Source organism: Rhodococcus sp. Z13_19A (assembly GCF_058133575.1).
Map to the genome: position 1 here is coordinate 809,386 of NZ_JBYUNN010000002.1, position 22,238 is coordinate 831,623.

The window sequence follows — 22,238 nt, forward strand, 5'->3', positions numbered from 1 at the left end:
CTGCTCACCACGCGGCTGAGCTGGCTGCTGGCCCCGTGGCTCCGCAGCCCGTCGGGCTGAGCTGACTCCGCCCCTCGGCCTGCTCAGGGCGGGTCGGGGTCGCTGAGGTCGGGTGGGTGGTGGATCGGGTTGGTGCGTGGCACCTGTTGTGGGTCAACGTGTCTGGGTGCGATCCACTCGATGCGGCCGCTGGCACCCATGCGGACGGTGAAGCCTTCGTGGGTGATGAGCCGGTGGTCGAACGGGCAGACGAGCGCGAGGTTGTGCAGGTCGGTGGGTCCGCCGTGTTGCCACTCGTGCAGGTGGTGGACCTGGGTCCACTGGGCGGGTATCTCGCAGCCGGGTCGGGTGCAGCCGCGATCACGGGCGTACAGGGCTAGTCGTTGTGCCGGTGAGGCCAGGCGCTGGCCCTGACCGAGGTGGAGCACTTGTCCGGCGGAGTCGAGCACGCAGGGCAGCCACTTCGCGTCGGCCGCTCTGCGCAGCACGTCGCGCACCGGCACGGTGCCACCGGAAGCGGTCGACGCGGTACCCGCCCGGCGCTCCAGGTCGGCCAGCCCCATGGTCACCACCACCGTCGCCGGTAATCCGCGGTTGCTGGGCAGCTCACCGGAGGCGAGGGCGTTGCGGCAGAGGGTGGCCAACGCGTCGTGGTTGCGCTGGGCGGCGCTCCGCGGATCCGGCGTCCCATCGTCCGACACCGGCCGGGCGGCGGCGGAGAAGGCGGCGTCCACCAGCGCCCGGGTCATCGGGTCGAGCTCACCGCTGATGCGGCTCATCCCGTCGGGGCGTTGCCTACCGATGGTGAACCCGCGCCGCCGCGCGCGATCGGCGTCGGAGGTCTCGCGTCCGTCGGGATCCAGGTAGGCAGTCAGACGCTCGGCGGCCTTGGCCAGCTCGGACGGGCGCAGCGCGCAGGCCTGCGCGGCGAGGGTCTGCTCGGCCGCCCCGACAGTCTCGGCATCCAACGAGGCCGGCAGGTCGTGCAGGGTCTTGGTGATCACGCGGACGTGCGCGCGGGACACCGAGCCGGCCGCCTGCGCTGCGGCGGTGGCGGGGCGCACCGGCTGCAGTGGTTCGCCGGTGAAGGAGGCACGCGGTCCCAGCAGCTCGGCTTCCCGGACTCTGGCCCTCGCCTCGGGCTGGTCCACGTGCAGCAGGTGCACCAGCAGTGCTGCGGTGCAGCGGTGCATGTGCTGTCCAGCAGTGCCTTCTCGTTCCAGCGTGGTGATCAACGAGTGATCCACCACGGGCATGGTGTTGCGGAGCTGCTCGAAGCGCTGGTATGCGGCCAGCACGGCGGTGCCAGAAAGGACTGCCGCCTCGTCCCGGACTCGCGCCAGTGCGTTGTCGAGGCAGTCCAGCGCAGCCGCCATCCCCTCGGGGACCACCGCCACATCGTTCGAACTCATGTTCGAAACATAGAACCCCGCCCCGACAGGTTTTCGCCCCTGACCAGCAACGACGCAGAAAAAGAACCGCCGCCCCCATGCAGGAGGCGGCGGTTCAGCGAAGCGACGGTGCGAGCTAGCTGCGCACCAACAGCGCCACCGGCAGGCGGCCGAACACCTCGGCCAGCGACAGCTTGTCCCGGTACGACTGCCCGGTGAGCCGATCGGTCCACTCACCCGTCGGGAGCGCCACCGTGGTGGATCCCCAGTCGCCCAGGGTCACCGACAACCTGGTCGCCAGCGCGAGGACGTCAGCCGCGTCGCCCTGCGGCCCGCGGGAGAAGCCCACCAGGTGCTCGGCCTGCTCACCCTCGGCGAGCACCGGTGCGTAGGTGCCGCCGACGAAGGACTCCGGCCGCTCCCGCCGCAGGCTGAGCGTCTTGCTCACCACCAACAGCTTGGCCGCCCCGGAGGGATCGACCGGTGGCACCGTGTCCAAGGTGGACAGCAGCTTGGTGCGTCGGTCGTAGTCCACCTCGCGGCGGTTGTCCGGGTCGACCAGGGAGTCCTCCCACAGCTCGGTGCCCTGGTAGACGTCGGGCACGCCCGGCCCGGCCAGCTGCAGCAGCTTCTGGCCCAGCGAGTTCGACCACCCGCGGGGAGCCAGGTCGGCCACCAGCTGGTCCATCGAGGCGGCGACGGGACCGTCCAGCACCTGGTCGATCCAGGTGTGCATGGCCTGCTCGAACTCTTCGTCGACCTCGTTCCACTCCGTGCGGGTACCCGCCTCGCGGGCGGCCTTCTCCGCGTAGGCGTGCAACCGCTCCCGCAACTGCGGGACGTCCGCGGCGGTGCGACCGTCCGCGGGCCACACCCCGAAGATGTTCTGCCACAGGAACGAGCCCATCCCACCGTCAGGGGAGGGGGCGACCTCCTCCCAGCGCTCCAGGGCCTGCGCCCACAGCTGCGGCACCTCCGAGAGCACCGCGATGCGCGACCGGACATCCTCGCCGCGCTTGGTGTCGTGGGTGCTCAGCGTGGTCATCGCCGCCGGCCACAGGGTGGCGCGCTCGGCGAAGGCCAGGTGCATCTCCGCCGGGCTCACGCCGAAGCGACCAGGATCGCCGCCCACCTCCTGCAGGCTGACCAGCCGGTTGGTGCGGTAGAACAGGCAGTCCTCCACGCCCTTGGCGGTGACGGCCCCGCACACCTGCTGGAAGCGGGTGGCCGCCTCGCCGCCGGCGACCAGGGCGGCGCTCACCCGGGACAGCGCAGCCGAGAGCTCCGGCCGGGCGACGCTCACCTGCGCCACCACGGCGGGCAGCATCCCGGCCAGGGACGGGTAGTCGGCCCGGTACACCGGCACCGCCGCCACCAGCTCCACCACGGCATCCACCAGCTGCTCGTGCGCCACGTCGCCGGACTCGATGGCCCGCACGCAGCGCTCCAGCTCCGGGCGCAGGCCCGCACGGGCCACGCCCAGCTTCAGCTCGTGCTCGGTGGCGTGCAGCTGCTCGGCGTCGCCGGCGACACCGGTGCGCTGCACCGCGATGGCGCTCAGCGGCTCCGCGCCGGACGGGTCGACGAACACCCCGCCCACCTCGCGCAGCGCGTCATACCCGGTGGTGCCGTCTGCCGGCAGGCTGGTGTCCAGCGCCTCGTCCGGCGCCAGGATCTTCTCGATCACCAGCCAGCGGTCGTCGCCGATGGCCCCGCGCAGCCGGGCCAGGTAGCCGGCCGGGTCGGCCAGGCCGTCCGGGTGGTCCACCCGGATCCCGTCCACCACGCCGTCCTGGGCCCACCGGCGGATCTCCGCGTGGGTGGCGTCGAAGACGGTCTCGTCCTCCATGCGCAGCGCGGCGAGGCCGTTGACGTGGAAGAACCGGCGGTAGCCCACCAGCCCGGAGCGCCACGGCACCAGCTGGTAGGCCTGCCGGTCGTGCACCTCCTGGGCGGTGCCCCCGAGCGTGCCCGGGGCGACGGGGAAGCGGTGCTCGTAGAAGCCCAGCTCGGCGTCGTCGCCGGCACCGACGACCTCCAGCGCCTCGACGTCGGTGGCCGAGCCCAGCACGGGCAGCGCGATGCGCCCGTTGCAGCCGTTGTCCGGTGCCCAGTCGATGTCGAAGTAGCTGGCGTAGGCGGAGTCGCGACCATGGCGGAGCACGTCCCACCACCACGCGTTCTCCGACGGCGTCTCCACCCCCACGTGGTTGGGCACGATGTCGACCACCAGGCCCAACCCCCGCTCTCGCGCCGCCGCCGACAGCCGGGCCAGCCCCTCGGGGCCGCCCAGTGCGGCGGAGACCGTGGTCGGGTCGATGACGTCGTAGCCGTGCTGGGAACCCTCGGCCGCGCTCAGGATGGGCGAGAGGTACACCGCGCCCACCCCGAGCCGCCGCAGGTAGTCCAGCTGGGCGATGGCCTCGTCGAAGCCGAACGCGGGGACCCCGTCACCGGCAGCGTGCAGCTGCAGCCGGTAGGTGGAGGTGGGGGTGCTCATGCGGTCTTGCGCAGGACGAGCAGCGACCGGGCCGTCACGCTGATCGCGAGCCCGGCCTTCACCACGGTGTCCTCCTCGCGGGCGCCGGTGGCGGTGGCGGTGTCCAGCTCCACCGTCCACTCCTCGGCGTACTCGCCGTCCGGCAGCACGAAGTCGAGGTCCTCGTGGTGGGCGTTGAAGCACAGCAGGAACGAGTCGTCCGTGATGCGCTCACCACGCTGGTCCGGGTAGGGGATGCCGTCGCCGTTGAGGAACACGGTCAGGCTCTTGCCGAACCCGGCGTCCCAGTCCTCCGGGGTCATCTCCCGGCCCTGCGGGGTGAGCCAGGCGATGTCGCGGACCTCCTCGCCGGAGCGCAGCGGCCGACCCTCGAAGAAGCGGCGCCGGCGGAACACCGGGTGCTCGCTGCGCAGGGCGATCGCCCGGGCGGTGAACTCCACCAGGTCAGCACCCGGGGTGCCCTCCTCGGCGAGTGTCCAGTTCATCCAGGCCAGCTCGGAGTCCTGGCAGTAGACGTTGTTGTTGCCCTGCTGCGTGCGGCCCATCTCGTCGCCGTGCGCGATCATCGGGGTGCCCTGGCTGACCAGCAGGGTGGCCAGCACGTTGCGCTGCTGGCGCGCCCGCAGCGCGTTCACCTCGGGGTCGTCGGTGGGGCCCTCCGCGCCGCAGTTCCACGAGCGGTTGTGGCTCTCACCGTCCTGGGAGTTCTCGCCGTTGGCCTCGTTGTGCTTCTCGTTGTAGGACACCAGGTCCATCAGCGTGAAGCCGTCGTGGGCGATGACGAAGTTGATGCTGGCACCCGGGCGTCGGCTGGACTCCTTGTACAGGTCCGACGAGCCGGTGAGCCGAGAGGCGAACTCGCCGAGGGTGGAGTCCTCGCCCCGCCAGTAGTCGCGCACGGTGTCGCGGTACTTCCCGTTCCACTCCGTCCACAGGGACGGGAAGTTGCCCACCTGGTAGCCGCCCTCGCCGACGTCCCACGGCTCGGCGATCAGCTTGACCTGGCTGACCACCGGGTCCTGCTGGACGAGGTCGAAGAAGGCGCTGAGCTTGTCCACGTCGTGCAGCTCGCGGGCCAGGGTGGAGGCGAGGTCGAAGCGGAAGCCGTCGACGTGCATCTCGGTGACCCAGTAGCGCAGCGAGTCCATGATCAGCTGCAGCGTGTGCGGGTGGCGCACGTTGAGGCTGTTGCCGGTGCCGGTGTAGTCCATGTAGAACTGCTCGTCGCCGTCGACCAAGCGGTAGTACGCGGCGTTGTCGATGCCGCGGAAGCTGATGGTCGGGCCCTGGTGGTTGCCCTCGGCGGTGTGGTTGTAGACCACGTCGAGGATCACCTCGATGCCCGCCTCGTGCATGTCGCGGACCATCGCCTTGAACTCGTTGACGGCCGAGCCGGCCGGCAGGCCCTGCTGGCCGTACTCGGCGTGCGGGGCCAGGAAGCCGAAGCTGTTGTAGCCCCAGTAGTTGCGCAGACCCTTGTCCAGCAGCGTCTGGTCCTGCATGAACTGGTGCACGGGCATCAGCTCGATGGCCGTGACACCCAGCTTCTTCAGGTGCTCGATGATGGCCGGGTGCGCCAGGCCGGCGTAGGTGCCGCGCTGGTCCTCGGGCACGTCCGGGTGCGTCATCGTCATGCCCTTGACGTGCGCCTCGTAGATCACCGTCTGGTGGTAGGGCGTCTTGGGTGCGCGGTCGTAGCCCCAGTCGAAGAAGGGGTTGATGACGACCGAGGTCATGGTGTGGCCCAGGGAGTCGTCGGTGTTGCGCTCCTCCGGGTTGTCGAAGCTGTAGGAGAACAGCGACGGGTCACCGTCGAAGTCGCCGTCGAAGGACTTCGCGTAGGGGTCCACCAGCAGCTTGCTGGGGTCGCAGCGGTGCCCGTTCGCCGGGTCGTAGGGCCCGTGCACCCGGTAGCCGTAGCGCTGGCCCGGCTGCACTGACGGCAGGTAGCCGTGCCACACGTAGCCGTCCACCTCGATCAGCGGGATGCGCGTCTCGGCGCCGTCGTCGTCGATCAGGCACAGCTCGACGCCGTCGGCGATCTCGGAGAACAGCGCGAAGTTGGTGCCGGTGCCGTCGTAGGTCGCGCCCAGGGGATACGCGCTTCCCGGCCACACAGAGGGGGCGGTGGTCTTGGTGTCATCGGCCATTGGTCAAACACTAGTGGCGCTGCCGCGCTGACACAGGTCGACAGCAGTGACGGTAGTTACAGCGTTTCACCACGCACAGTGACGCAAAGTGTGCCTCTGCGCTCCCGAGTGCCGGGCGCAACACCAGAATCGCCCCGCCGGTCGGGACGAGCGTGCGTGGCCGGACGGGACGAGCACCGTGACGCGATCTACCGTCGTGCCATGACCCCCGAGGAGATCCTGGCGATCGACGCCGCCCACGTCTGGCACCCCTACGGCGCCGTCTCGCTCGACCCGGCCGGGCCGGAGTCCGTCGACGCTGCGGAGGGGCCACTGGCGCCACTGGTGGTGACCTCGGCGCAGGGGGTGCGGCTGACGCTCGGCGACGGGCGCGAGGTCATCGACGGGATGTCGTCCTGGTGGGCGGCGGTGCACGGCTACCGCCACCCCGTGCTGGACGCCGCGGTCACCGACCAGCTGGGCCGGATGAGCCACGTCATGTTCGGCGGGCTCACCCACGAGCCCGCCGCCCAGCTCGCCCAGCGGCTGGTGGACCTCACCCCGGACGGGCTGGAGCACGTGTTCTTCGCCGACTCCGGCTCGGTGTCGGTGGAGGTGGCCGCGAAGATGTGCCTGCAGTACTGGCGCGGCAAGGGCAAGCCGGCCAAGCACCGGCTGATGACCTGGCGCGGCGGCTACCACGGCGACACCTTCACCCCGATGAGCGTGTGCGACCCCGACGGAGGCATGCACTCGCTGTGGACCGACGTGCTCACCCCGCAGGTCTTCGCCGACGTCCCGCCCAGCGAGCTGGGGGCGGCCGGGCTGGACGAGGCCTACGTGGCGCACCTGGCCACGATGATCGCCGAGCACGCCGACGAGCTGGCCGCGGTGATCGTGGAGCCGGTGGTGCAGGGCGCGGGCGGCATGCGCTTCCACGACCCGCGCTACCTGCAGGTGCTGCGCGAGCTGTGCCACCGCCACGACGTGCTGCTGGTGCTCGACGAGATCGCCACCGGCTTCGGCCGCACCGGTGAGCTCTTCGCCGCCGACCACGCCGGCATCGCCCCGGACGTGATGTGCGTGGGCAAGGCGCTGACCGGGGGATACCTCACCCTGGCCGCCACGCTGTGCACCCCCGAGGTGGCCAGGACCATCTCGGCGGGGGAGGCCGGCGGGCTGATGCACGGGCCCACCTTCATGGCCAACCCGCTGGCGTGTGCGGTGGCGACGGCCTCCATCGACCTGCTGCTGTCCCGGGACTGGCGCGGCGAGGTGGCGGCCATCGGCGACGGGCTGCGCGCCGGCCTCGCCCCGGCCGCCGAGCTCCCGGGGGTGCGCGACGTGCGCGTGCTCGGCGCCATCGGGGTGGTGCAGCTCGACCACCTGGTGGACATGGCTGCCGCCACCGCCGCCGCGGTGGACGCCGGGGTGTGGCTGCGCCCGTTCCGCGACCTCGTCTACACGATGCCGCCGTTCATCAGCAGCCCCGAGGACGTGGCGCGGATCTCCGCCGGCGTGGTGGCCGCCGCGGGGGCCTGAGCGCCGCCGTAGTCTGGCTGCCCGTGGAGCTGCCCGAGTCACCGTCCCACCAGCCCGAACCCTCGTCTGACCTGCCCGAGTCGCTGCACTGGCTGGCCGGGCACGAGCAGGCCCGGCGCGCCGCCGGGGTGCGCCGTGAGCTGCGTCCCCGCGAGGCCGACAACGCGCTGCTGGACCTGGCCTCCAACGACTACCTGGGCCTGTCCCGCGACCCCCGGGTGGTCGCCGGCGCCGAGGCGGCGCTGCGCACCTGGGGTGCCGGCTCCACCGGCTCGCGGCTGGTCACCGGCTCCACCCGCGCCCACCACGACCTCGAGGACGACCTCGCCGCCTTCACCGGCACCGAGGCGGGGCTGGTCTTCTCCTCCGGCTACACCGCCAACCTGGCTGCGGTCACCGCGCTGAGCGGGCCCGGCACGCTGGTGGTCTCCGACGCCGGCAGCCACGCCTCGCTGGTGGACGCCTGCCGGCTCTCCCGCGCCCGGGTGCAGGTGACCGCCCACAACGACGTCGAGCAGGTTCGCGCCGCGCTGGCCGCCCGCACCGAGGAGCGGGCGATCGTGGTGTGCGACTCGGTCTCCAGCGTCGACGGCGACCTGGCGCCGCTGCGCGAGCTGCACGCGGTGTGCCGCGAGCACCGGGCGGTGCTGGTGGTGGACGAGGCGCACGGGATCGGCGTGCGCGGCGAGGGTGGCCGCGGGCTGGCCGCGGAGCAGGGCGTGGCCGGCGAGCCCGACGTGGTGCTCACCATGACGCTGTCGAAGTCGCTGGGCAGCCAGGGCGGCGCCGTGCTCGGCGCCGCGCCGGTGGTGGCGCACCTGATCGACAACGCCCGCACGTTCATCTTCGACACCGGCCTCAACCCCGCCGCGGTGGGCGCGGCCGCCGCGGCCCTGGCCGTGCTGCGTGCCGAGCCCGAGCGGGCCGCGCGGGTGATGGTGCGCGCCGGGCAGCTGGCCGCCGCCGCCGGTGTGCCGGTGCCCACCTCCGCCGTGGTGTCGGTGGTCCTGGGCGAGCCCGCAGTGGCCTACGCCGCCGCCCAGCGCTGCCGCGAGCTGGGCCTGCACGTGGGCTGCTTCCGCCCGCCGTCGGTGCCCGCCGGCACCAGCCGGCTGCGCCTGACCGCCCGGGCCACCCTGAGCGAGGACGACGTGGACCTGGTGCGCAGCGTCCTCGACCAGGTGCTCACCTCGGTGGTGCCGGCATGAGCGTGGTGGTGGTCAGCGGCACCGGTACCGACGTCGGCAAGACCATCGCCACCGCGGCGGTGGCGGCGGCTGCGGTCGCGCAGGGCCGGACGGTGGCGGTGGTCAAGCCCGCTCAGACCGGCCTCGCCCCCGGCGAGCCCGGCGACGTGGACGTGGTGCACGCGCTGGTGCCCGCGGTGCACACCGCCGAGCTCTACCGCTACCCGGAGCCACTGGCGCCGGACACCGCTGCCCGCCGCGCCGGGATGGCCGCCCCGGACCTGGCCGTGGTGGCCGCGGCGGTGCAGGAGCTGGCGCAGACCCACGACCTGGTGCTGGTGGAGGGCGCCGGCGGGCTGCTGGTGCGCCTGGACGGCGCGGGCAACACGCTGGCCGACCTGACGGCGCTGCTCGGCCCGGACGTGCCGGTGCTGGTGGTGGCTGCCGCGGGGCTGGGCACCCTCAACGCCGCGGCGCTCACTGCGGAAGCGCTGGCCGCGCGGGACCTTCGGTGCCTGGGGGTGCTGGTGGGCAGCTGGCCTCGCGAGCCCGACCTCGCCGAGCGGTGCAACGTCGACGACCTGCCGGTGGCGGCCGGTGCGCCGCTGCTGGGCCTGCTTCCGGAGGGGAGCGGGGGACTGCACCCGGCGGCGTTCGCCGAGCTCGCCCGTGCGGCGCTGGTTCCCGAGCTCGGGGGCACCTGGCGCCGGGACCGAGCCTGACCGGGGGCTCGTCCAGATCGGTGTCCTGATTGCGGCATTTTTGCCTTGCGCGCCACCACTGTCGGGTGCGGAGCATCTAGGGTCAGGGGCAGACTTGGCGCGCGCGCAGAGGCGGGCGTCCCCGGAGCCAGTCGCTGTCGGAGCAGGGCACGCGAGCAGAAAAGAGACAGGAACATGACAGGACCCGCAGCCTCGAAGAGTCTCAGCCTGACCCCGCCCGCCGCCGTCCCGGTGGTCGAGGTCGAGCAGGCCGAGGGGATGCTGCCCATCCCCGAGGCCCGCGTGGGCGAGCTGCAGAAGATGGCCGACGCCTACGTCAAGGACCTCGACTCGCTCGCTCCCAACAGCCCGGAGCTCGCCGCCAAGGTGGACGAGATCAGCCGGGTGGGCGCGGAGGAGCTGCGCGCCTCGGCCAACGTCTCCAACCGGATGCTCGAGCGCCCGTCCTCGGCGCTGGCGGGCACCGAGGGCAAGAGCAGCTCCGCGCCGCAGGCCAAGGTGGGCAAGACCCTCGCCGACCTGCGCCGCGCGGTGGAGGAGCTCACCCCCAACCAGGCCGACCTCACGCCCACCAAGAAGATCCTCGGCTTCATCCCCGCGGGCAAGCGCATCGACAAGTACTTCGACAAGTACCGCAGCGCCCAGTCCCAGCTCGACGCCATCACCAAGTCGCTCTCGGCCGGGCAGGACGAGCTGCGCAAGGACAACGCGGCCATCGAGCAGGAGCGGGCCAACCTCTGGAAGCTGATGGGCGACCTCACCGAGTACGCCCACCTGCTGAACATGCTCTCCGACGCCGTCGGCCGCCGCGCCGACGAGCTGGAGTCCACCGACCCGTCCAAGGCCACCGCGTTCAAGTCCGAGGTGCAGTTCGCCGTGGTGCAGCGCCACCAGGACGTGCTCACCCAGCTGGCCGTGGCCGCCCAGGGCTACCTGGCCATGGACATGGTGAAGAAGAACAACGTGGAGCTGATCAAGGGCGTGGAGCGGGCGCGCACCACCACCCTGTCCGCGCTGCGCACCGCGGTGATCGTGGCCGAGGCACTCACCAACCAGCGCCTGGTGCTGTCCCAGATCACCGCGCTGAACACGGTGACCAGCAACGTGATCGCCAACAACGCGGCGATGCTGAAGCAGAACTCCACCGACATCCAGAACCAGGCGGCGTCGTCGAGCATCGACGTGGCCAAGCTGCAGCAGGCCTTCGACGACGTCTTCGCCACCATGGACGCGGTGGACACCTTCCGCGCGGAGGCCGTGGGCAGCATGCAGCAGACGGTGACCGCGCTGGAGGGTCAGCTGGTCAAGGCCCGGCCGTACCTGGAGCGGGCCAGCTCGCCCACCCCGCGGTAGCGCCGGCACATGTGGCGCTCGCTGTTCGGCCGAGGCTCCGACGAGCACGCCCCGTCGGAGCCCGAGCCGACGCCTGTGTCCAAGCCCTTCCCGGACCGGATGCGGGCCGAGCTGCGCAAGGTGAGCTGGACTGCGCGGGGGGCCGGGGCGGTGCTGCCGGTGGCGGCGCTGCCCGAGCTGGGGCGCATCGAGGACGTGCTCATCCCGCTCGTCGAGCACCTGCGGCACAACCCGCCCACGATGGACGAGGAGATCGCCGTCGAGTCGATGGTCACCGACTACCTGCCCACCACCATCAACGCCTACCTCTCGCTGAACCCGCAGTACGCCAAGCAGGTTCGACCCGACGGGCGCACCCCGGGTGACGACCTGCTGGAGCAGATGAGGATGCTGGAGCAGGCCATTCGTGACCTCGCCCAGGCGGTGTACGCCCACGACGCCCAGCAGCTCGAGGTGCAGGGCCGCTTCCTGAGCAGCAAGTTCACCCGCTCCGACCTGGAGCTGTAGGGCACGGCACGGCGCTTCCGGATACCGACCACAGTTCGACAGCTGCACGACGAGAAGGGGTGAGGATGGCGCCGGTCAAGCTGATCCGGGGGAGCAACACCTCCATCAGTGACCTGATCCCGACGCTGGGCACCGTGGTGGTGGGCTTCGGCTGGGACGTGGTCCAGAGCCGCGGCCCGGCGGTGGAGCTGGTGCCCTCAGCCATCCTGTGCGGCGAGTCCGGCACTGCGCTGTCGGACGAGCACCTGGTGTTCTTCAACCAGCTGGTGTCCCCGGACGGGGCGGTGACCTACGTCGAGGGCGACGTCGAGCAGATCGAGGTGGACCTGGCCAACGTGCCTGCCGACGTCGCCAAGATCGTGTTCGTCGTCTACGCCGACCCCGACCTGCGCCAGCCCGGCAACTTCGGTGCCGTGCGCAGCGCCTACATCCGGGTCAGCGACCGCAGCGGGGCGGAGCTGGTGCGCTACGACATCGAGGAGGGCTCGGGCATCGAGATCACCGCGATGGTCTTCGCCGAGCTGTACCGCCACCGTGGTGGCTGGAAGATCCGCGCCATCGGGCAGGGCTACTCCACCGGGCTCAAGGGCGTGGCGGACGACTTCGACGTGCGGATCTGAGGCGGGCGCTGCCGTGGCCGTCGACCGCACCCGTCCCCGCCCCGACCTCGCCTTCCTGCGCCGCCGACCGCACCCCGGCCAGGCCGCCCAGCCGGCCGCCCAGGCTCCGGCCCGCCCCGACGCCGGCTCCCTCTCGCTGAGCCACGGTCCGCCGGCCCCCGCCGCGCAGCTGGGCCGACCCGCTGCCGCCGAGCCGCCGGTGCGGCTGGCCGAGCGCGCCCGGGGTCGCACGGTGCTCACCCCGGATGCGGCGATGGTGGTGCTGGACCGCCGGCAGAGCGCCATCGGCTCGCTGGCGGTGGACCTGGTGCCGCAGGGCCGGTTGTGCGCGGTATGGGAGCTGGTCGACGGCACCTCGGGCGTGGTCTCGGAGGCCAGTGGCGTGCGGGTGAGTCCCGAGCACGGTCGCCGCCCGCTGGTGGAGCTGCGCCGCGGCACGGTGCTGGTGGGGCTGCGCCACGTGCACCAGCTGCGCCGGCTGCTGCTGGTGGTGGACGGCCTCGACCCTGCCGCCGCGACCACCACCACGGTGCTCTCCCTCTACGACGAGGCCACCGTGGAGTCGGTGCACGAGACGCACGTGCCCACCGTGGCCACGCTGGCGATGTACCAGGTGGGTGGTGAGCTGGTGGTGCGTCGGGAGGGCTTCGGCTTTCCGGACGTGGCGGCCGCGGCCAAGGCCTACGGCTTCGCCGCGACGTGGGTGCCACCCCTGGCGCCCCGGGCCGGCTGACGGGGCGAGGCTACCCGGGGATATCGGGTGGTGACTGTCCGAACGGGACGGCCGGTACCGCCGTCGGGTGATCGCGGGAACCACAGGGGCACGACACTTCTGGGGCTTGCTACTTAAGTTAGCCTAGGCTAAGTTCGGCGCGCCGGCAGATGCCGTGTCCTACCGCGACAGGAGAGCCTCCGTGACCTTCCGATCCAAGCCACTCTCGTTGGTGGCCCTGCTGGCGGCCGCGGCCGTCCTGCTGGTCGGCTGCAGCAGCAGCGACAGCCCCAGCTCGGGGACGGCCAACGAGGCGTCGTCCTCCTCCGACGGGACCTGGCCCCGCACGGTCACGCACGAGGCGGGGGAGACCACCATCCCGGCCAAGCCCAAGAACATCGTCTCCACGTCGGTGAGCGTCACCGGCACCCTGCTGGCCATCGGCGCCCCGGTCACCGCGAGCGCGGCCACCAAGCCCGGCCCCACCACCGACGGCAAGGGCTTCTTCACCCAGTGGGCCAGCGTGGCCGACGAGCGCGGCGTCACGGTGCTGTACCCGAACCTGGCGCTGGACATCGAGTCGGTCATCGCGGCCAAGCCGGACCTGATCGTGGTCTCCACCAGCGGCGCCGACAGCGTGCTGCCGCAGTACAAGGAGCTCAGCGCGATCGCCCCCACCGTGGTCGTGAACTACGGCGACAAGACCTGGCAGGACCTGGCCACCCAGCTGGGCGCGGCCACCGGCCAGGAGGAGAGCGCCAAGAAGGTGACCGACGAGTTCAACGCCTACGTCGCCGACGCTGCCACGAAGATCAAGGCCCCGACCGGCACCACCAGCATCGTGGCCTTCAACGGCGCCAAGGACAGCGCGGTGGCCAAGACCACCGGCACCCACGCCAAGCTCTACACCGCGCTCGGCTTCACCGTGGTGCAGGCGCCCGACGGGCTGGACACCAGCGAGCAGAAGCGGGACGACGTCGCCTGGGTGACCCTGGAGAACCTGTCCAAGGCCGTCACCGGGGACACCGTCATGCTGATGTCGGGCACCGACGAGACCGTGAAGCAGTTCAAGTCCACCCCGGTGCTGGCCAACCTCGCCGCGGTCAAGAGTGGCGCCGTCCACCCGATGGGCAACTCCTTCCGTCTCGACTACTACAGCGCCAAGCAGCTGGTCGACCTGGTGAAGACCCAGTTCGCCAGCTAGCAGTGAGCACTCTGAAGTCGACCGTCGAGGCCGGTGCGTCCCGCAGCACGCTGCGTCGCACCGGCCTCGCGGTCGGGGTTTTGGTGCTGCTGGTGCTGTCGCTGCTCAGCCTGGCCGTGGGCTCGCGGGGCATTCCCCTGGGCACCACGCTGCAGGCGCTGTTCAGCCACGACCCCACCAACGACCTGCACCTGCTGGTGGTGGACCTGCGGGTGCCGCGCACGCTGCTGGCCCTCGTGGTTGGCGCCGCGCTCGGCCTGGCCGGCACGATCATGCAGGCGCTGACCCGCAACCCGCTGGCCGAGCCCGGGATCCTGGGCATCAACGCCGGTGCCGCGGCCGCGGTGGCCATCGGCATCTCCGCGCTGGGCATCACCACGATCATGGGCTACGTGTGGCTGGGCTTCCTCGGTGCGGGGCTCGCCGGGGTTGCGGTGTACGTGCTGGGGCGCGCCCACGACGTGGGCACCAACCCGGTGCGCCTGGTGCTCGCCGGGGCCGGGATCGGCTTCGTGCTGCTGGCCCTGACCAACATGGTGCTCATCAACAGCGACGAGACGACCTACGACGCCTACCGCAACTGGAACACCGGCTCCCTGCAGGGCCGCGGCTGGGAGGTGCTCCCGGTGGTGGCGGTGGTCTGCGCGGTGGGCTTCGTCATCGCCTTCGCCCTGTCCCGCTCGCTGGACTCGGTCGCCCTGGGCTCGGACCTCAGCACGGCGCTGGGCATCTCCCAGCGCCGCACCTGGATCCTCGCCGCCGTGGCCGTGCTGCTGCTCTCCGGCGCCGCCACCGCGGCCGCCGGCCCCATCGCCTTCGTCGGCCTGGCCGCGCCGCACGTCGCGCGCCTGCTGGTCGGCCCGGTGCACACCTGGCTGCTGCCCTACGCGATGCTGCTGGGGGCCCTCCTCATGCTGCTCGCCGACGTGGTCGGCCGGGTGGTCATCTATCCCGGCGAGATCGGTGCGGGTGTGATGACCGCGATCATCGGCGGTCCGTTCTTCGTCGTGCTGGTGCGGCGCAGGAAGATGGCGACGCTGTGACGCCGACCATCACCGCTCCGCTGCCGGGCGCCCCCGTCACCCCGGTGCGGCTGACGGGCCGGCTGCTGCGGGTGGGTCCGCTCTCGGTTCGCTGGCACCCGCGGGTGGTCGTCGTCGGCCTGGTGCTGGCGGTGCTCGCTGCCGCGATGGGGGTGGTGGTGCTCGGCACCGGCGCCATGCAGCTGAGCTGGACGGAGGTCGTCGCCGCCCTGCTGGGCCGGGCCGACAGCTCGGCCACCCGGATGATCGTGGTGGACATCCGGCTGCCCCGGCTGGTCACCGGGATCTTCGTGGGCTGCTGCCTGGGCGTGGCCGGCTCGGTGTTCCAGTCCATCTCCGGCAACGCGCTGGGCTCGCCCGACATCATCGGCTTCACCACCGGCTCGGCCACCGGCGCCGTCGCCCAGATCATCCTGTTCAACGCCGGTCCCACCGCCACCGCGGCGGCTGCCGTGGGGGGCGGGCTGCTCACCGCGGCGGCGGTGTACCTGCTGTCGCTCAAGGGTGGCGTCACCGGGGGGTACCGGCTGGTGCTCATCGGCATCGGCGTGGGCGCAGTGCTGGCCGCGGTGAACAACCTGCTGCTGGCCAAGGGGCAGATCGACCAGGCCGTCTCCGCCCAGCTGTGGCTGAGCGGGTCGCTGAACGTGCGCAGCTGGACGCACGCCATGCCGGTGCTGGTGGGGTTCGTGCTGCTGCTGCCGGTGGTGCTGGCGCTGGGGCGCAACCTCAACGTGATGGAGATGGGCGACGACCTCGCCCGCCAGCTCGGCATCCGGGTGGAGCGCACCCGGCTGGTGCTCATGGTCGCCGCGGTGGGCATGACCGCCCTGGCCACCGCCGCCGCCGGTCCGCTCGCGTTCGTGGCGCTGGCCGCGCCCCAGCTGGTGCGGCGGCTGACGCGGGCCGACGGGGCGCCGCTGGCCCTCGCCGCCCTGATGGGTGCGGTGCTGGTGGTCGTCGCCGACCTGCTCACCCTGTACCTGCCGCTGAACGCGTCCATGCCGGTCGGGCTGATGACCGGCTTCCTGGGGGGCAGCTACCTGCTGTACCTGCTCACCCGCTCCAGGCAGGTATGACCGAGAGGAGGGCCATGTCCGGCCCCGCCAAGACCCTGTCCGGCCCTACCGAGCGGGCGCTCGCCCCGACGATCCTGGGCGGCGAGCGGCTGACCCTCGGCTACGAGGGCAGGCAGATCTCGCAGGGCCTGGACGTGGACGTCCCGACCGGCTCGTTCACCGCGATCATCGGCCCCAACGCCTGCGGCAAGTCCACCCTGCTGCGGGCACTGTCCCGGTTGCTCAAGCCCACCGAGGGCAGCGTGGTGCTGGACGGCAGGCTCATCACCGAGTACTCCTCCCGGGAGGTGGCCCGCCGGCTCGGCCTGCTGCCGCAGTCGTCGGTGGCCCCGCACGGCATCGCGGTGGCCGACCTGGTCAGCCGTGGGCGCTTCCCGCACCAGAGCCTGCTGCGGCAGTGGTCGCCGGAGGACGAGGCGGCGGTCACCGAGGCGATGCGGGTGACCGACCTGCTCGACCTGGCCGACCGCCCGGTGGACGAGCTCTCCGGCGGCCAGCGGCAACGGGTGTGGCTGGCGCTGGTGCTGGCCCAGCAGACGCCGATCCTGCTGCTGGACGAGCCCACCACCTACCTCGACCTCTCCCACCAGCTGGAGGTGCTCAACCTCTGCCGCTCGCTGCACGCCAGCGGTGGTTACACGCTGGTGGCGGTGCTGCACGACCTGAACATGGCGTTCCGCTACGCCGACCACCTGATCGCCATGAAGGACGGCCGGGTGGTCGCCACCGGCGCACCCACCGAGGTGGTCACCCCCGAGCTGGTGCGGGAGGTGTTCGGGCTGGGCGCGCTGGTCATGCCCGACCCCGTCACCGGCAAGCCCATGGTCATCCCCCTGGAGGAACCCGCATGAGCACGCTCCCCGTCGAGGTCGTCGTCACCGCCGTCAGCACCGTCACCCCCAGGATGCGCCGGGTGACCTTCGCCGGCGAGGGGGTGCGCACCTATCTCAGCGGCGACTGCGAGCCCAACGTCAAGCTGTTCTTCCCCGACGGCGACGCCCCGCTGGACCTGCCGGTGTGGGCGAACGGCTACCAGTTCCAGGGCAGCCAGCGCGCCCGGGTGCGCACCTACACCGTGCGCCGCGCCGACCGTGCTGCCGGGGAGATGGACGTGGACTTCGTCCGGCACGGCCACGGTGACGGTGATGGTGCGGCGGGCCTGGCCGCGGCGTGGGCCGAGCGGGCCCAGCCCGGGGACGTCCTGGGCGTGCTGGGCGGCGGTGGGCTGACCATCGGCCGGGCGTCGTGGATCCTGCTGGTCGGCGACGAGGCGGCGCTGCCGGCGATGGCCGCGATCATCGCCAGGCGGCCCGTCGACCAGCGCGGGGTGGTGCTGGTGGAGGTGGCCGACGAGGCCGAGCGCCAGGACCTGCAGGCACCGGCCGGGCTGGACGTGCGGTGGCTCTACCGCAACGGCGCGGCCCCCGGCTCCACCACGCTGCTCATCGACGCGCTGCGCGAGGTGGAGCTGCCGGTGGGTGCCGAGGACGTGCGGGTGTGGGTGTCGGGGGAGTCCCAGCTGGCGCTGGCCGCCCGCAAGCACCTGAAGGACAAGGGCTTCGACCGCAGGCGCCAGCTGGTCATCGGGTACTGGCACAAGGGCTGGGACGAGGTGACCTACGCCAGGACCACCGACCACGACCGCGTGGACGACGAACTGACGGTGGACCAGCCGGCCGAGGTGCACCAGCACTCCCACGCGCACTAGCCGGGGCTACTCGCAGCCGACGCCGTCCCCGTCCCGGTCGATCTTGCTGGAGTACCCCGGCTCACCGCGGTGCACCGGGGCCGCGCCGGCAGCCCGGGCGGCGGCGCAGCTGGCGAACGGCGCGGTGGCCTGGCTGCCGGGAGCCTGCTCGGTGGGGGCCTGCGGGGCAGGGGCCGGCGCGGCCGGCGGCTGGGGGGCCTCTTGCCGGGGTGCCTCCTGCTGGGCCACGGCCGCCGGGGCGCCACCGGTCGGCAGCGGCTCGGCCGGGCACTCCTGCAGCACCCCGGCGATCGCGTCCCGCTCGGCCTGGGTGACCCACAGGGCGTAGGTGGTCTTCACCGCCACCTGGCGGGCGACGTAGGCGCAGCGGTAGGCCCTGTTGGGCGGCAGCCAGGAGGCGGCGTCGGAGTCGGACTTCTGGTTGTTCAGCGGCCCGTCCACGGCCAGCAGGTTCAGCGGGTCGTTGGCCAGCGCGGTGCGCCGGGTGCGGTCGAGCTGCTGGGCGCCCTTCTGCCAGGCGTCCGAGAGCGCCACCACGTGGTCGATCTGGATGGCCGCGGACGTGGTCTCCCCGCGGGTGAAGGAGATCTGCTTGCCCGAGTACGGGTCCTGCAGCACGCCGGTGAGCACCACGCACTCGCGGGTGCCCGGTCGCGCCGAGGTGGCCGTGAGGTCGCGGGCCAGGACGTCGTTGCGGGTGTCGCAGCCGTTGCGGTCCACGTCGGCCCACGCCGCGCCGAACTCGTCCCGGCTGTAGCCGGTCTTGGGTGCGCGTCCCTTCACCGGCAGCGTCGCCAGCGCGGCGAGGGCCGTGCCGCTCGCAGCCGGGGCACCTGGTGCTGCGGCCGCACCGTCGGCCGCGGGGTCGGGGGTGCCCGGAGCCGGCACCGCCGATCCAGGTGCAGTCGAGCCGGGTGCTGTCGGGCTGGCTCCAGCGGGGCCGGTCTGCGCGGTGGGTGCGCCGGTGTCGGCCGAGCAGCCGCTCAGCGCCGCAGCGCCGACCAGCGCCACCGCCACGAGGGTTGATCGACGTCGAGTGCTGCGGCGCAAGAAGGGCGGGGTCACAGCCAGACATGATGCCTGGCGCCGCCGACACGGCCGCGGCGGGAACCGGCTGGCGCGCTTGCCCCCTCCGGATGCACGGGTCCCGCCTGGCCTGAGGCACACTAGGCGGCGTCAGACGTGCCAAGCGGTCGAGCCCGGTGGGGTGGCCGCGAGAGGAGTTCCAGGGTGACCGCAGTAGCTGAGCACACCGACATCCTGTCCGCCGACATTCTCGCCATTGCGCGCGAGCAGGTGCTCGAGCGTGGCGAGGCGCTGAACCAGGAGCAGGTGCTCGCCGTCCTGCAGCTGCCCGACGACAAGCTCGACGAGCTGCTCTCGCTGGCCCACGACGTGCGCATGCGCTGGTGCGGGCCCGAGGTGGAGGTCGAGGGCATCATCAGCCTCAAGACCGGCGGCTGCCCCGAGGACTGCCACTTCTGCTCCCAGTCCGGGCTGTTCACCTCCCCGGTGCGCTCGGCCTGGCTGGACATCCCCAACCTGGTGGAGGCGGCCAAGCAGACCGCCAAGACCGGTGCCACCGAGTTCTGCATCGTCGCCGCCGTCCGCGGTCCCGACGAGCGGCTGATGGCGCAGGTCTCCGCGGGCATCGAGGCCATCCGCTCCGAGGTGGACATCCAGATCGCCTGCTCGCTGGGCATGCTCACCCAGGAGCAGGTCGACCAGCTGGCCGCGATGGGCGTGCACCGCTACAACCACAACCTGGAGACCTCCCGGTCACACTTCCCCAAGGTGGTCACCACGCACACCTGGGAGGAGCGCTCGGAGACCCTGCGGATGGTGCGCGAGGCCGGCATGGAGGTCTGCTGCGGCGGCATCCTCGGCATGGGGGAGACCCTGGAGCAGCGCGCCGAGTTCGCCACCGACCTGGCGGCGCTGGAGCCCGACGAGGTTCCGCTGAACTTCCTCAACCCGCGCCCCGGCACCCCCTTCGGCGACCTCGAGGTGCTGCCCGCGCAGGACGCGCTGCGCGCCATCGCCGCCTTCCGGCTGGCCCTGCCCCGCACGGTGCTGCGCTTCGCCGGCGGCCGCGAGATCACCCTCGGCGACCTGGGTGCGCGCCAGGGCATTCTCGGCGGCATCAACGCCGTCATCGTGGGCAACTACCTCACCACCCTGGGGCGTCCGGCGGAGACCGACCTCGACCTGCTCGGCGAGCTGCAGATGCCGATCAAGGCCCTCAACGACACGCTGTGAGCGCGGTGCTGACGCCGAAGTTCTGCGGTGCCTGCGGGGAGCAGGACGGCCCGCACCCGCGGTGCGAGGCCCTGCTGCAGCTCGAGCCGCCGCGGTTCTGCGGCATCTGTGCTCGGCGCATGGTCGTCCAGGTGCGCCCGGACGGCTGGTGGGCGCGCTGCAGCCGGCACGGCATCACCGACTCCGTGGAGCTCGGGCAGCGGTGAGCGTGCGGGCGCGGCGGTGAACCTCCGGCGGGACGTCCGTGCCGGCGGGACGGTGCTGGCGGCCCTGGTGGTGCTCGGGGCGATCCTGGGCTGGCTCTGGGCGGTGCTGGCGCCGAGCACGCTCGCCCTGGTGCTGCGCGACGGCTCGGTGGCCGAGCTGCCGACCGAGAGCTACCACCTGTTCGACGACGTCGCGCTGTTCGCCCTGATGGGGCTGGGCGCCGGACTGGTCACCGGGGCGGCGGCCTGGGTGTGGCGCACCCGGCGGGGAGCGACGGTGCTGCTGCTGGTGGTGCTCGGCTCCGCGCTGAGCGCGCTGGTCGCCCGGTCGGTGGGCCTGCTCGCGGTGCCGGAGGGTCCGGCAGCCGCGGCGGTGGGCTCGATCCTGGCCCTGCCGCCCACGCTGGGCACCTGGATGGTGTTGGTGGCTCAGCCGCTGGGCGCCGCCTTCGCCTACACCACCGCGGTGGCCTTCAGCGGCGACGACAACCTGGGTGCAGGTCCTGCCCGGCAGGCCGAGCCGCAGGGGCACTCCACCGTGGGGGCGAGCGGGGCCGGTTCCCGGCACGAGGGACCGGCTGGGTTCAGTTCAGGCTCAGCGGAGCGCTAGCGAGCTCCGGCGTCGCCGGCACCGCGCTCAAGCGCTGCAGGAACTCCGCCTCCCGGGCCACCAGGCGCCGGATCATCTGCAGCCGCAGCGCCGCGCAGCGCTGCTCCAGCAGGCTCTGCCGGTCCTCCAGCGGGAGCAGGCAGTCCGAGGCAAGCACGTGCGAGAGGATCGCCGGGTCCACGTCCTTCCTGGGTGAGCGCCAGTCGTCGCGCTGCCAGGCCAGCGAGCAGTACCGCTGGTGGGCGCCGCGAGCCTGGGTGGCGAGTGCCCGCACCGAGGACGCGCTGGTCAGCTCCTGGCGCGGCTCGCGCTCGGTGGGCAGGTCGGGCAGCCAATCCACCGTCGCCGTCAGGTACGGCGCTGCGGTGGGGTCGATGGCCAGCAGCCGGAAGCGACGCATGCCTCGGGTGATGACGTCGAAGCCGCCGTCCTGCAGCCGCTGGGCGTCCTGCAGCTCGGCGGTGCAGCCAACCTCGTAGACGGCCTCGGCCACCCCGTCGGCGATGTTCCAGCCTGGTCGGACGGCCACCACCCCGAAGGTGCGGTCCGGCACGGCGCCGGTCACGAGGTCGGTGACGAGCTGGCGGTACCGCGGCTCAAAGATGTGCAGGGGCAGCAAGGCCCCCGGGAGCAGCACGGTCCCCAGCGGGAACAACGGCAGCGTTTCGGGCACGCCGCTACGTTACGTCGGCTCCGTCGGTTGCGCACGGTCACCATGCGGGCGGGCAACGATCCGGCGCGCTAGGGGTGGCCGGGTGGTCGCAGCGCGGCGAAAGCATCGGTGACACGTAGTCGGTTGTCGGTGAACCGGAAGTGAGCAGCAGGCCTGCCGCCCGCCCGGCCGGAGGCTGAGGTGGCGCCCGTGGGGGAAATGACACCACGGCGCGCGAGCACTCGTTTGAGATTGGTCACATCCACCGGGTAGCCCAGCGCGGCGCCGTAGAGGTCTCGCAGCGTGGACAGCGTGAACTCCGCGGGGGCCAGCGCGAAGGCGATGTTGGTGTAGGAAAGCTTGCCGGCCAGCCGGGCGCACGCGCGCTGCACCACGGTGCCGTGGTCGAAGCTCATCTCCGGCAGCGCGTGCACGGGGTGCCAGTGGGTGTCCGGCGGCAGCTGCGGATCGGCAGGCAGCGGGACCAGCCCCAGGAAGGTGGACGCCACGGTGCGCCGACCGGGCACCCGGTGCGGGTCGCTGAAGACGGCGAGCTGCTCCAGGTGCGCCACGTCCCGGACGTCCACCTTCTCGGCCAGCTGGCGCCGCGCGGACGCCTCCACGTCCTCGTCCGGCCGCAACCGCCCGCCGGGCAGCGCCCAGCGGCCGGCCTCCGGCTCCTGGGCGCGCTGCCACAGCAGGACGGCGAGCTCAAGTCCGTTGGCGCCGAGGCGAACCTGCAGCACTGTGACGAGCACCTCGTTGCTGCTGCTATCATCAACCATGTTTTCGATCGTAAGTCGAAAACTGGGTG

General features: G+C 72.3%; 21 protein-coding genes. 15 read left to right on the forward strand and 6 right to left on the reverse strand.

The features are described 5' to 3' along the window. Positions 1–83 precede the first annotated feature (83 nt). From AC3YNX_RS10520 to glgX, 3 genes are all read right to left on the reverse strand, one after another. On the reverse strand, positions 84–1,412 hold the full coding sequence (locus tag AC3YNX_RS10520) for an HNH endonuclease signature motif containing protein (protein ID WP_489995424.1): 1,329 nt from the start codon (positions 1,410–1,412) through the stop codon (positions 84–86). Positions 1,413–1,527: 115 nt separating this feature from the next. Then, on the reverse strand, positions 1,528–3,891 hold the full coding sequence (gene treY, locus AC3YNX_RS10525; protein ID WP_489995425.1) for a malto-oligosyltrehalose synthase: 2,364 nt from the start codon (positions 3,889–3,891) through the stop codon (positions 1,528–1,530). Beyond that, positions 3,888–6,041 (reverse strand): glycogen debranching protein GlgX, encoded by a 2,154-nt coding sequence (gene glgX, locus AC3YNX_RS10530; protein WP_489995426.1) that lies wholly within the window; start codon positions 6,039–6,041, stop codon positions 3,888–3,890. The genes treY and glgX overlap by 4 nt, the downstream gene beginning before the upstream one ends. A 201-nt stretch (positions 6,042–6,242) precedes the next feature. Between glgX and AC3YNX_RS10535 the strand changes: the two genes are divergently transcribed. The 12 genes from AC3YNX_RS10535 to AC3YNX_RS10590 all read left to right on the forward strand — a co-directional run bounded on the left by AC3YNX_RS10535 (position 6,243) and on the right by AC3YNX_RS10590 (position 17,697). Then, positions 6,243–7,562, forward strand: coding sequence for an adenosylmethionine--8-amino-7-oxononanoate transaminase (locus AC3YNX_RS10535; protein ID WP_489983998.1), 1,320 nt, complete (start codon positions 6,243–6,245; stop codon positions 7,560–7,562). 29 nt (positions 7,563–7,591) lie between these two features. Then, a complete protein-coding gene (locus tag AC3YNX_RS10540) occupies positions 7,592–8,770 on the forward strand; it encodes an 8-amino-7-oxononanoate synthase (protein ID WP_489995515.1) in 1,179 nt (392 codons plus the stop codon). Further along, positions 8,767–9,471 (forward strand): dethiobiotin synthase, encoded by a 705-nt coding sequence (bioD, locus tag AC3YNX_RS10545; RefSeq protein ID WP_489995427.1) that lies wholly within the window; start codon positions 8,767–8,769, stop codon positions 9,469–9,471. The genes AC3YNX_RS10540 and bioD overlap by 4 nt, the downstream gene beginning before the upstream one ends. A 174-nt stretch (positions 9,472–9,645) precedes the next feature. Next, the gene (locus AC3YNX_RS10550) at positions 9,646–10,824 is read left to right on the forward strand and encodes a toxic anion resistance protein (protein WP_127782539.1); all 1,179 of its coding nucleotides are present in this window, start codon (positions 9,646–9,648) and stop codon (positions 10,822–10,824) included. A 9-nt stretch (positions 10,825–10,833) separates the two neighbouring features. Then, positions 10,834–11,331 carry a hypothetical protein gene (locus AC3YNX_RS10555; RefSeq protein WP_127782540.1) on the forward strand — a complete coding sequence of 166 codons (498 nt, stop codon included), beginning with the start codon at positions 10,834–10,836 and terminating at the stop codon, positions 11,329–11,331. Positions 11,332–11,396: 65 nt separating this feature from the next. Then, entirely contained in the window at positions 11,397–11,951 is a 555-nt protein-coding gene (locus AC3YNX_RS10560) for a TerD family protein (protein WP_127782541.1), read from the forward strand. A gap of 13 nt (positions 11,952–11,964) precedes the next feature. After that, positions 11,965–12,684, forward strand: a complete 720-nt coding sequence (locus AC3YNX_RS10565; protein ID WP_489995428.1) for a hypothetical protein — start codon at positions 11,965–11,967, stop codon at positions 12,682–12,684. Positions 12,685–12,865: 181 nt separating this feature from the next. Further along, positions 12,866–13,867 (forward strand): Fe2+-enterobactin ABC transporter substrate-binding protein, encoded by a 1,002-nt coding sequence (gene fepB, locus AC3YNX_RS10570; protein WP_489995429.1) that lies wholly within the window; start codon positions 12,866–12,868, stop codon positions 13,865–13,867. A gap of 2 nt (positions 13,868–13,869) precedes the next feature. Beyond that, positions 13,870–14,910: a FecCD family ABC transporter permease gene (locus AC3YNX_RS10575; RefSeq protein ID WP_489995430.1), complete on the forward strand. Its 1,041-nt coding sequence runs from the start codon at positions 13,870–13,872 to the stop codon at positions 14,908–14,910. Further along, positions 14,907–15,989, forward strand: a complete 1,083-nt coding sequence (locus AC3YNX_RS10580; RefSeq protein WP_489995431.1) for a FecCD family ABC transporter permease — start codon at positions 14,907–14,909, stop codon at positions 15,987–15,989. The genes AC3YNX_RS10575 and AC3YNX_RS10580 overlap by 4 nt, the downstream gene beginning before the upstream one ends. 14 nt (positions 15,990–16,003) lie before the next feature. Continuing rightward, positions 16,004–16,840, forward strand: a complete 837-nt coding sequence (locus tag AC3YNX_RS10585; protein ID WP_489984005.1) for an ABC transporter ATP-binding protein — start codon at positions 16,004–16,006, stop codon at positions 16,838–16,840. Continuing rightward, complete coding sequence (locus tag AC3YNX_RS10590; RefSeq protein WP_489995432.1) at positions 16,837–17,697, forward strand: siderophore-interacting protein; 861 nt, start codon at positions 16,837–16,839, stop codon at positions 17,695–17,697. Before AC3YNX_RS10585 ends, AC3YNX_RS10590 begins: the two co-directional genes overlap by 4 nt. A 6-nt stretch (positions 17,698–17,703) precedes the next feature. Here the strand turns inward: AC3YNX_RS10590 and AC3YNX_RS10595 are convergent, their stop codons facing one another. Continuing rightward, positions 17,704–18,708 carry a GmrSD restriction endonuclease domain-containing protein gene (locus tag AC3YNX_RS10595; protein ID WP_489995433.1) on the reverse strand — a complete coding sequence of 335 codons (1,005 nt, stop codon included), beginning with the start codon at positions 18,706–18,708 and terminating at the stop codon, positions 17,704–17,706. A gap of 219 nt (positions 18,709–18,927) precedes the next feature. On the opposite strand from AC3YNX_RS10595, the gene bioB reads away from it, so the two are divergent. The 3 genes from bioB to AC3YNX_RS10610 are packed head-to-tail and all read left to right on the forward strand — an operon-like array spanning position 18,928 to position 20,772. Beyond that, a complete protein-coding gene (gene bioB / locus AC3YNX_RS10600) occupies positions 18,928–19,956 on the forward strand; it encodes a biotin synthase BioB (RefSeq protein ID WP_127782547.1) in 1,029 nt (342 codons plus the stop codon). Positions 19,957–19,964: 8 nt separating this feature from the next. Then, on the forward strand, positions 19,965–20,162 hold the full coding sequence (bsaP, locus tag AC3YNX_RS10605) for a biotin synthase auxiliary protein BsaP (RefSeq protein WP_489984097.1): 198 nt from the start codon (positions 19,965–19,967) through the stop codon (positions 20,160–20,162). Between the two features lie 16 nt (positions 20,163–20,178). Next, positions 20,179–20,772, forward strand: coding sequence for a DUF2567 domain-containing protein (locus tag AC3YNX_RS10610; protein WP_489995434.1), 594 nt, complete (start codon positions 20,179–20,181; stop codon positions 20,770–20,772). Here AC3YNX_RS10610 and AC3YNX_RS10615 read toward each other — a convergent pair. Together AC3YNX_RS10615 and AC3YNX_RS10620 are read right to left on the reverse strand one after the other, a co-directional pair. Next, the gene (locus AC3YNX_RS10615; protein WP_489995435.1) at positions 20,747–21,445 is read right to left on the reverse strand and encodes an LON peptidase substrate-binding domain-containing protein; all 699 of its coding nucleotides are present in this window, start codon (positions 21,443–21,445) and stop codon (positions 20,747–20,749) included. The two genes, AC3YNX_RS10610 and AC3YNX_RS10615, sit on opposite strands and share 26 nt — an antisense overlap. 68 nt (positions 21,446–21,513) lie before the next feature. Continuing rightward, complete coding sequence (locus AC3YNX_RS10620; RefSeq protein ID WP_489995436.1) at positions 21,514–22,209, reverse strand: NUDIX hydrolase; 696 nt, start codon at positions 22,207–22,209, stop codon at positions 21,514–21,516. Positions 22,210–22,238 lie beyond the last annotated feature (29 nt).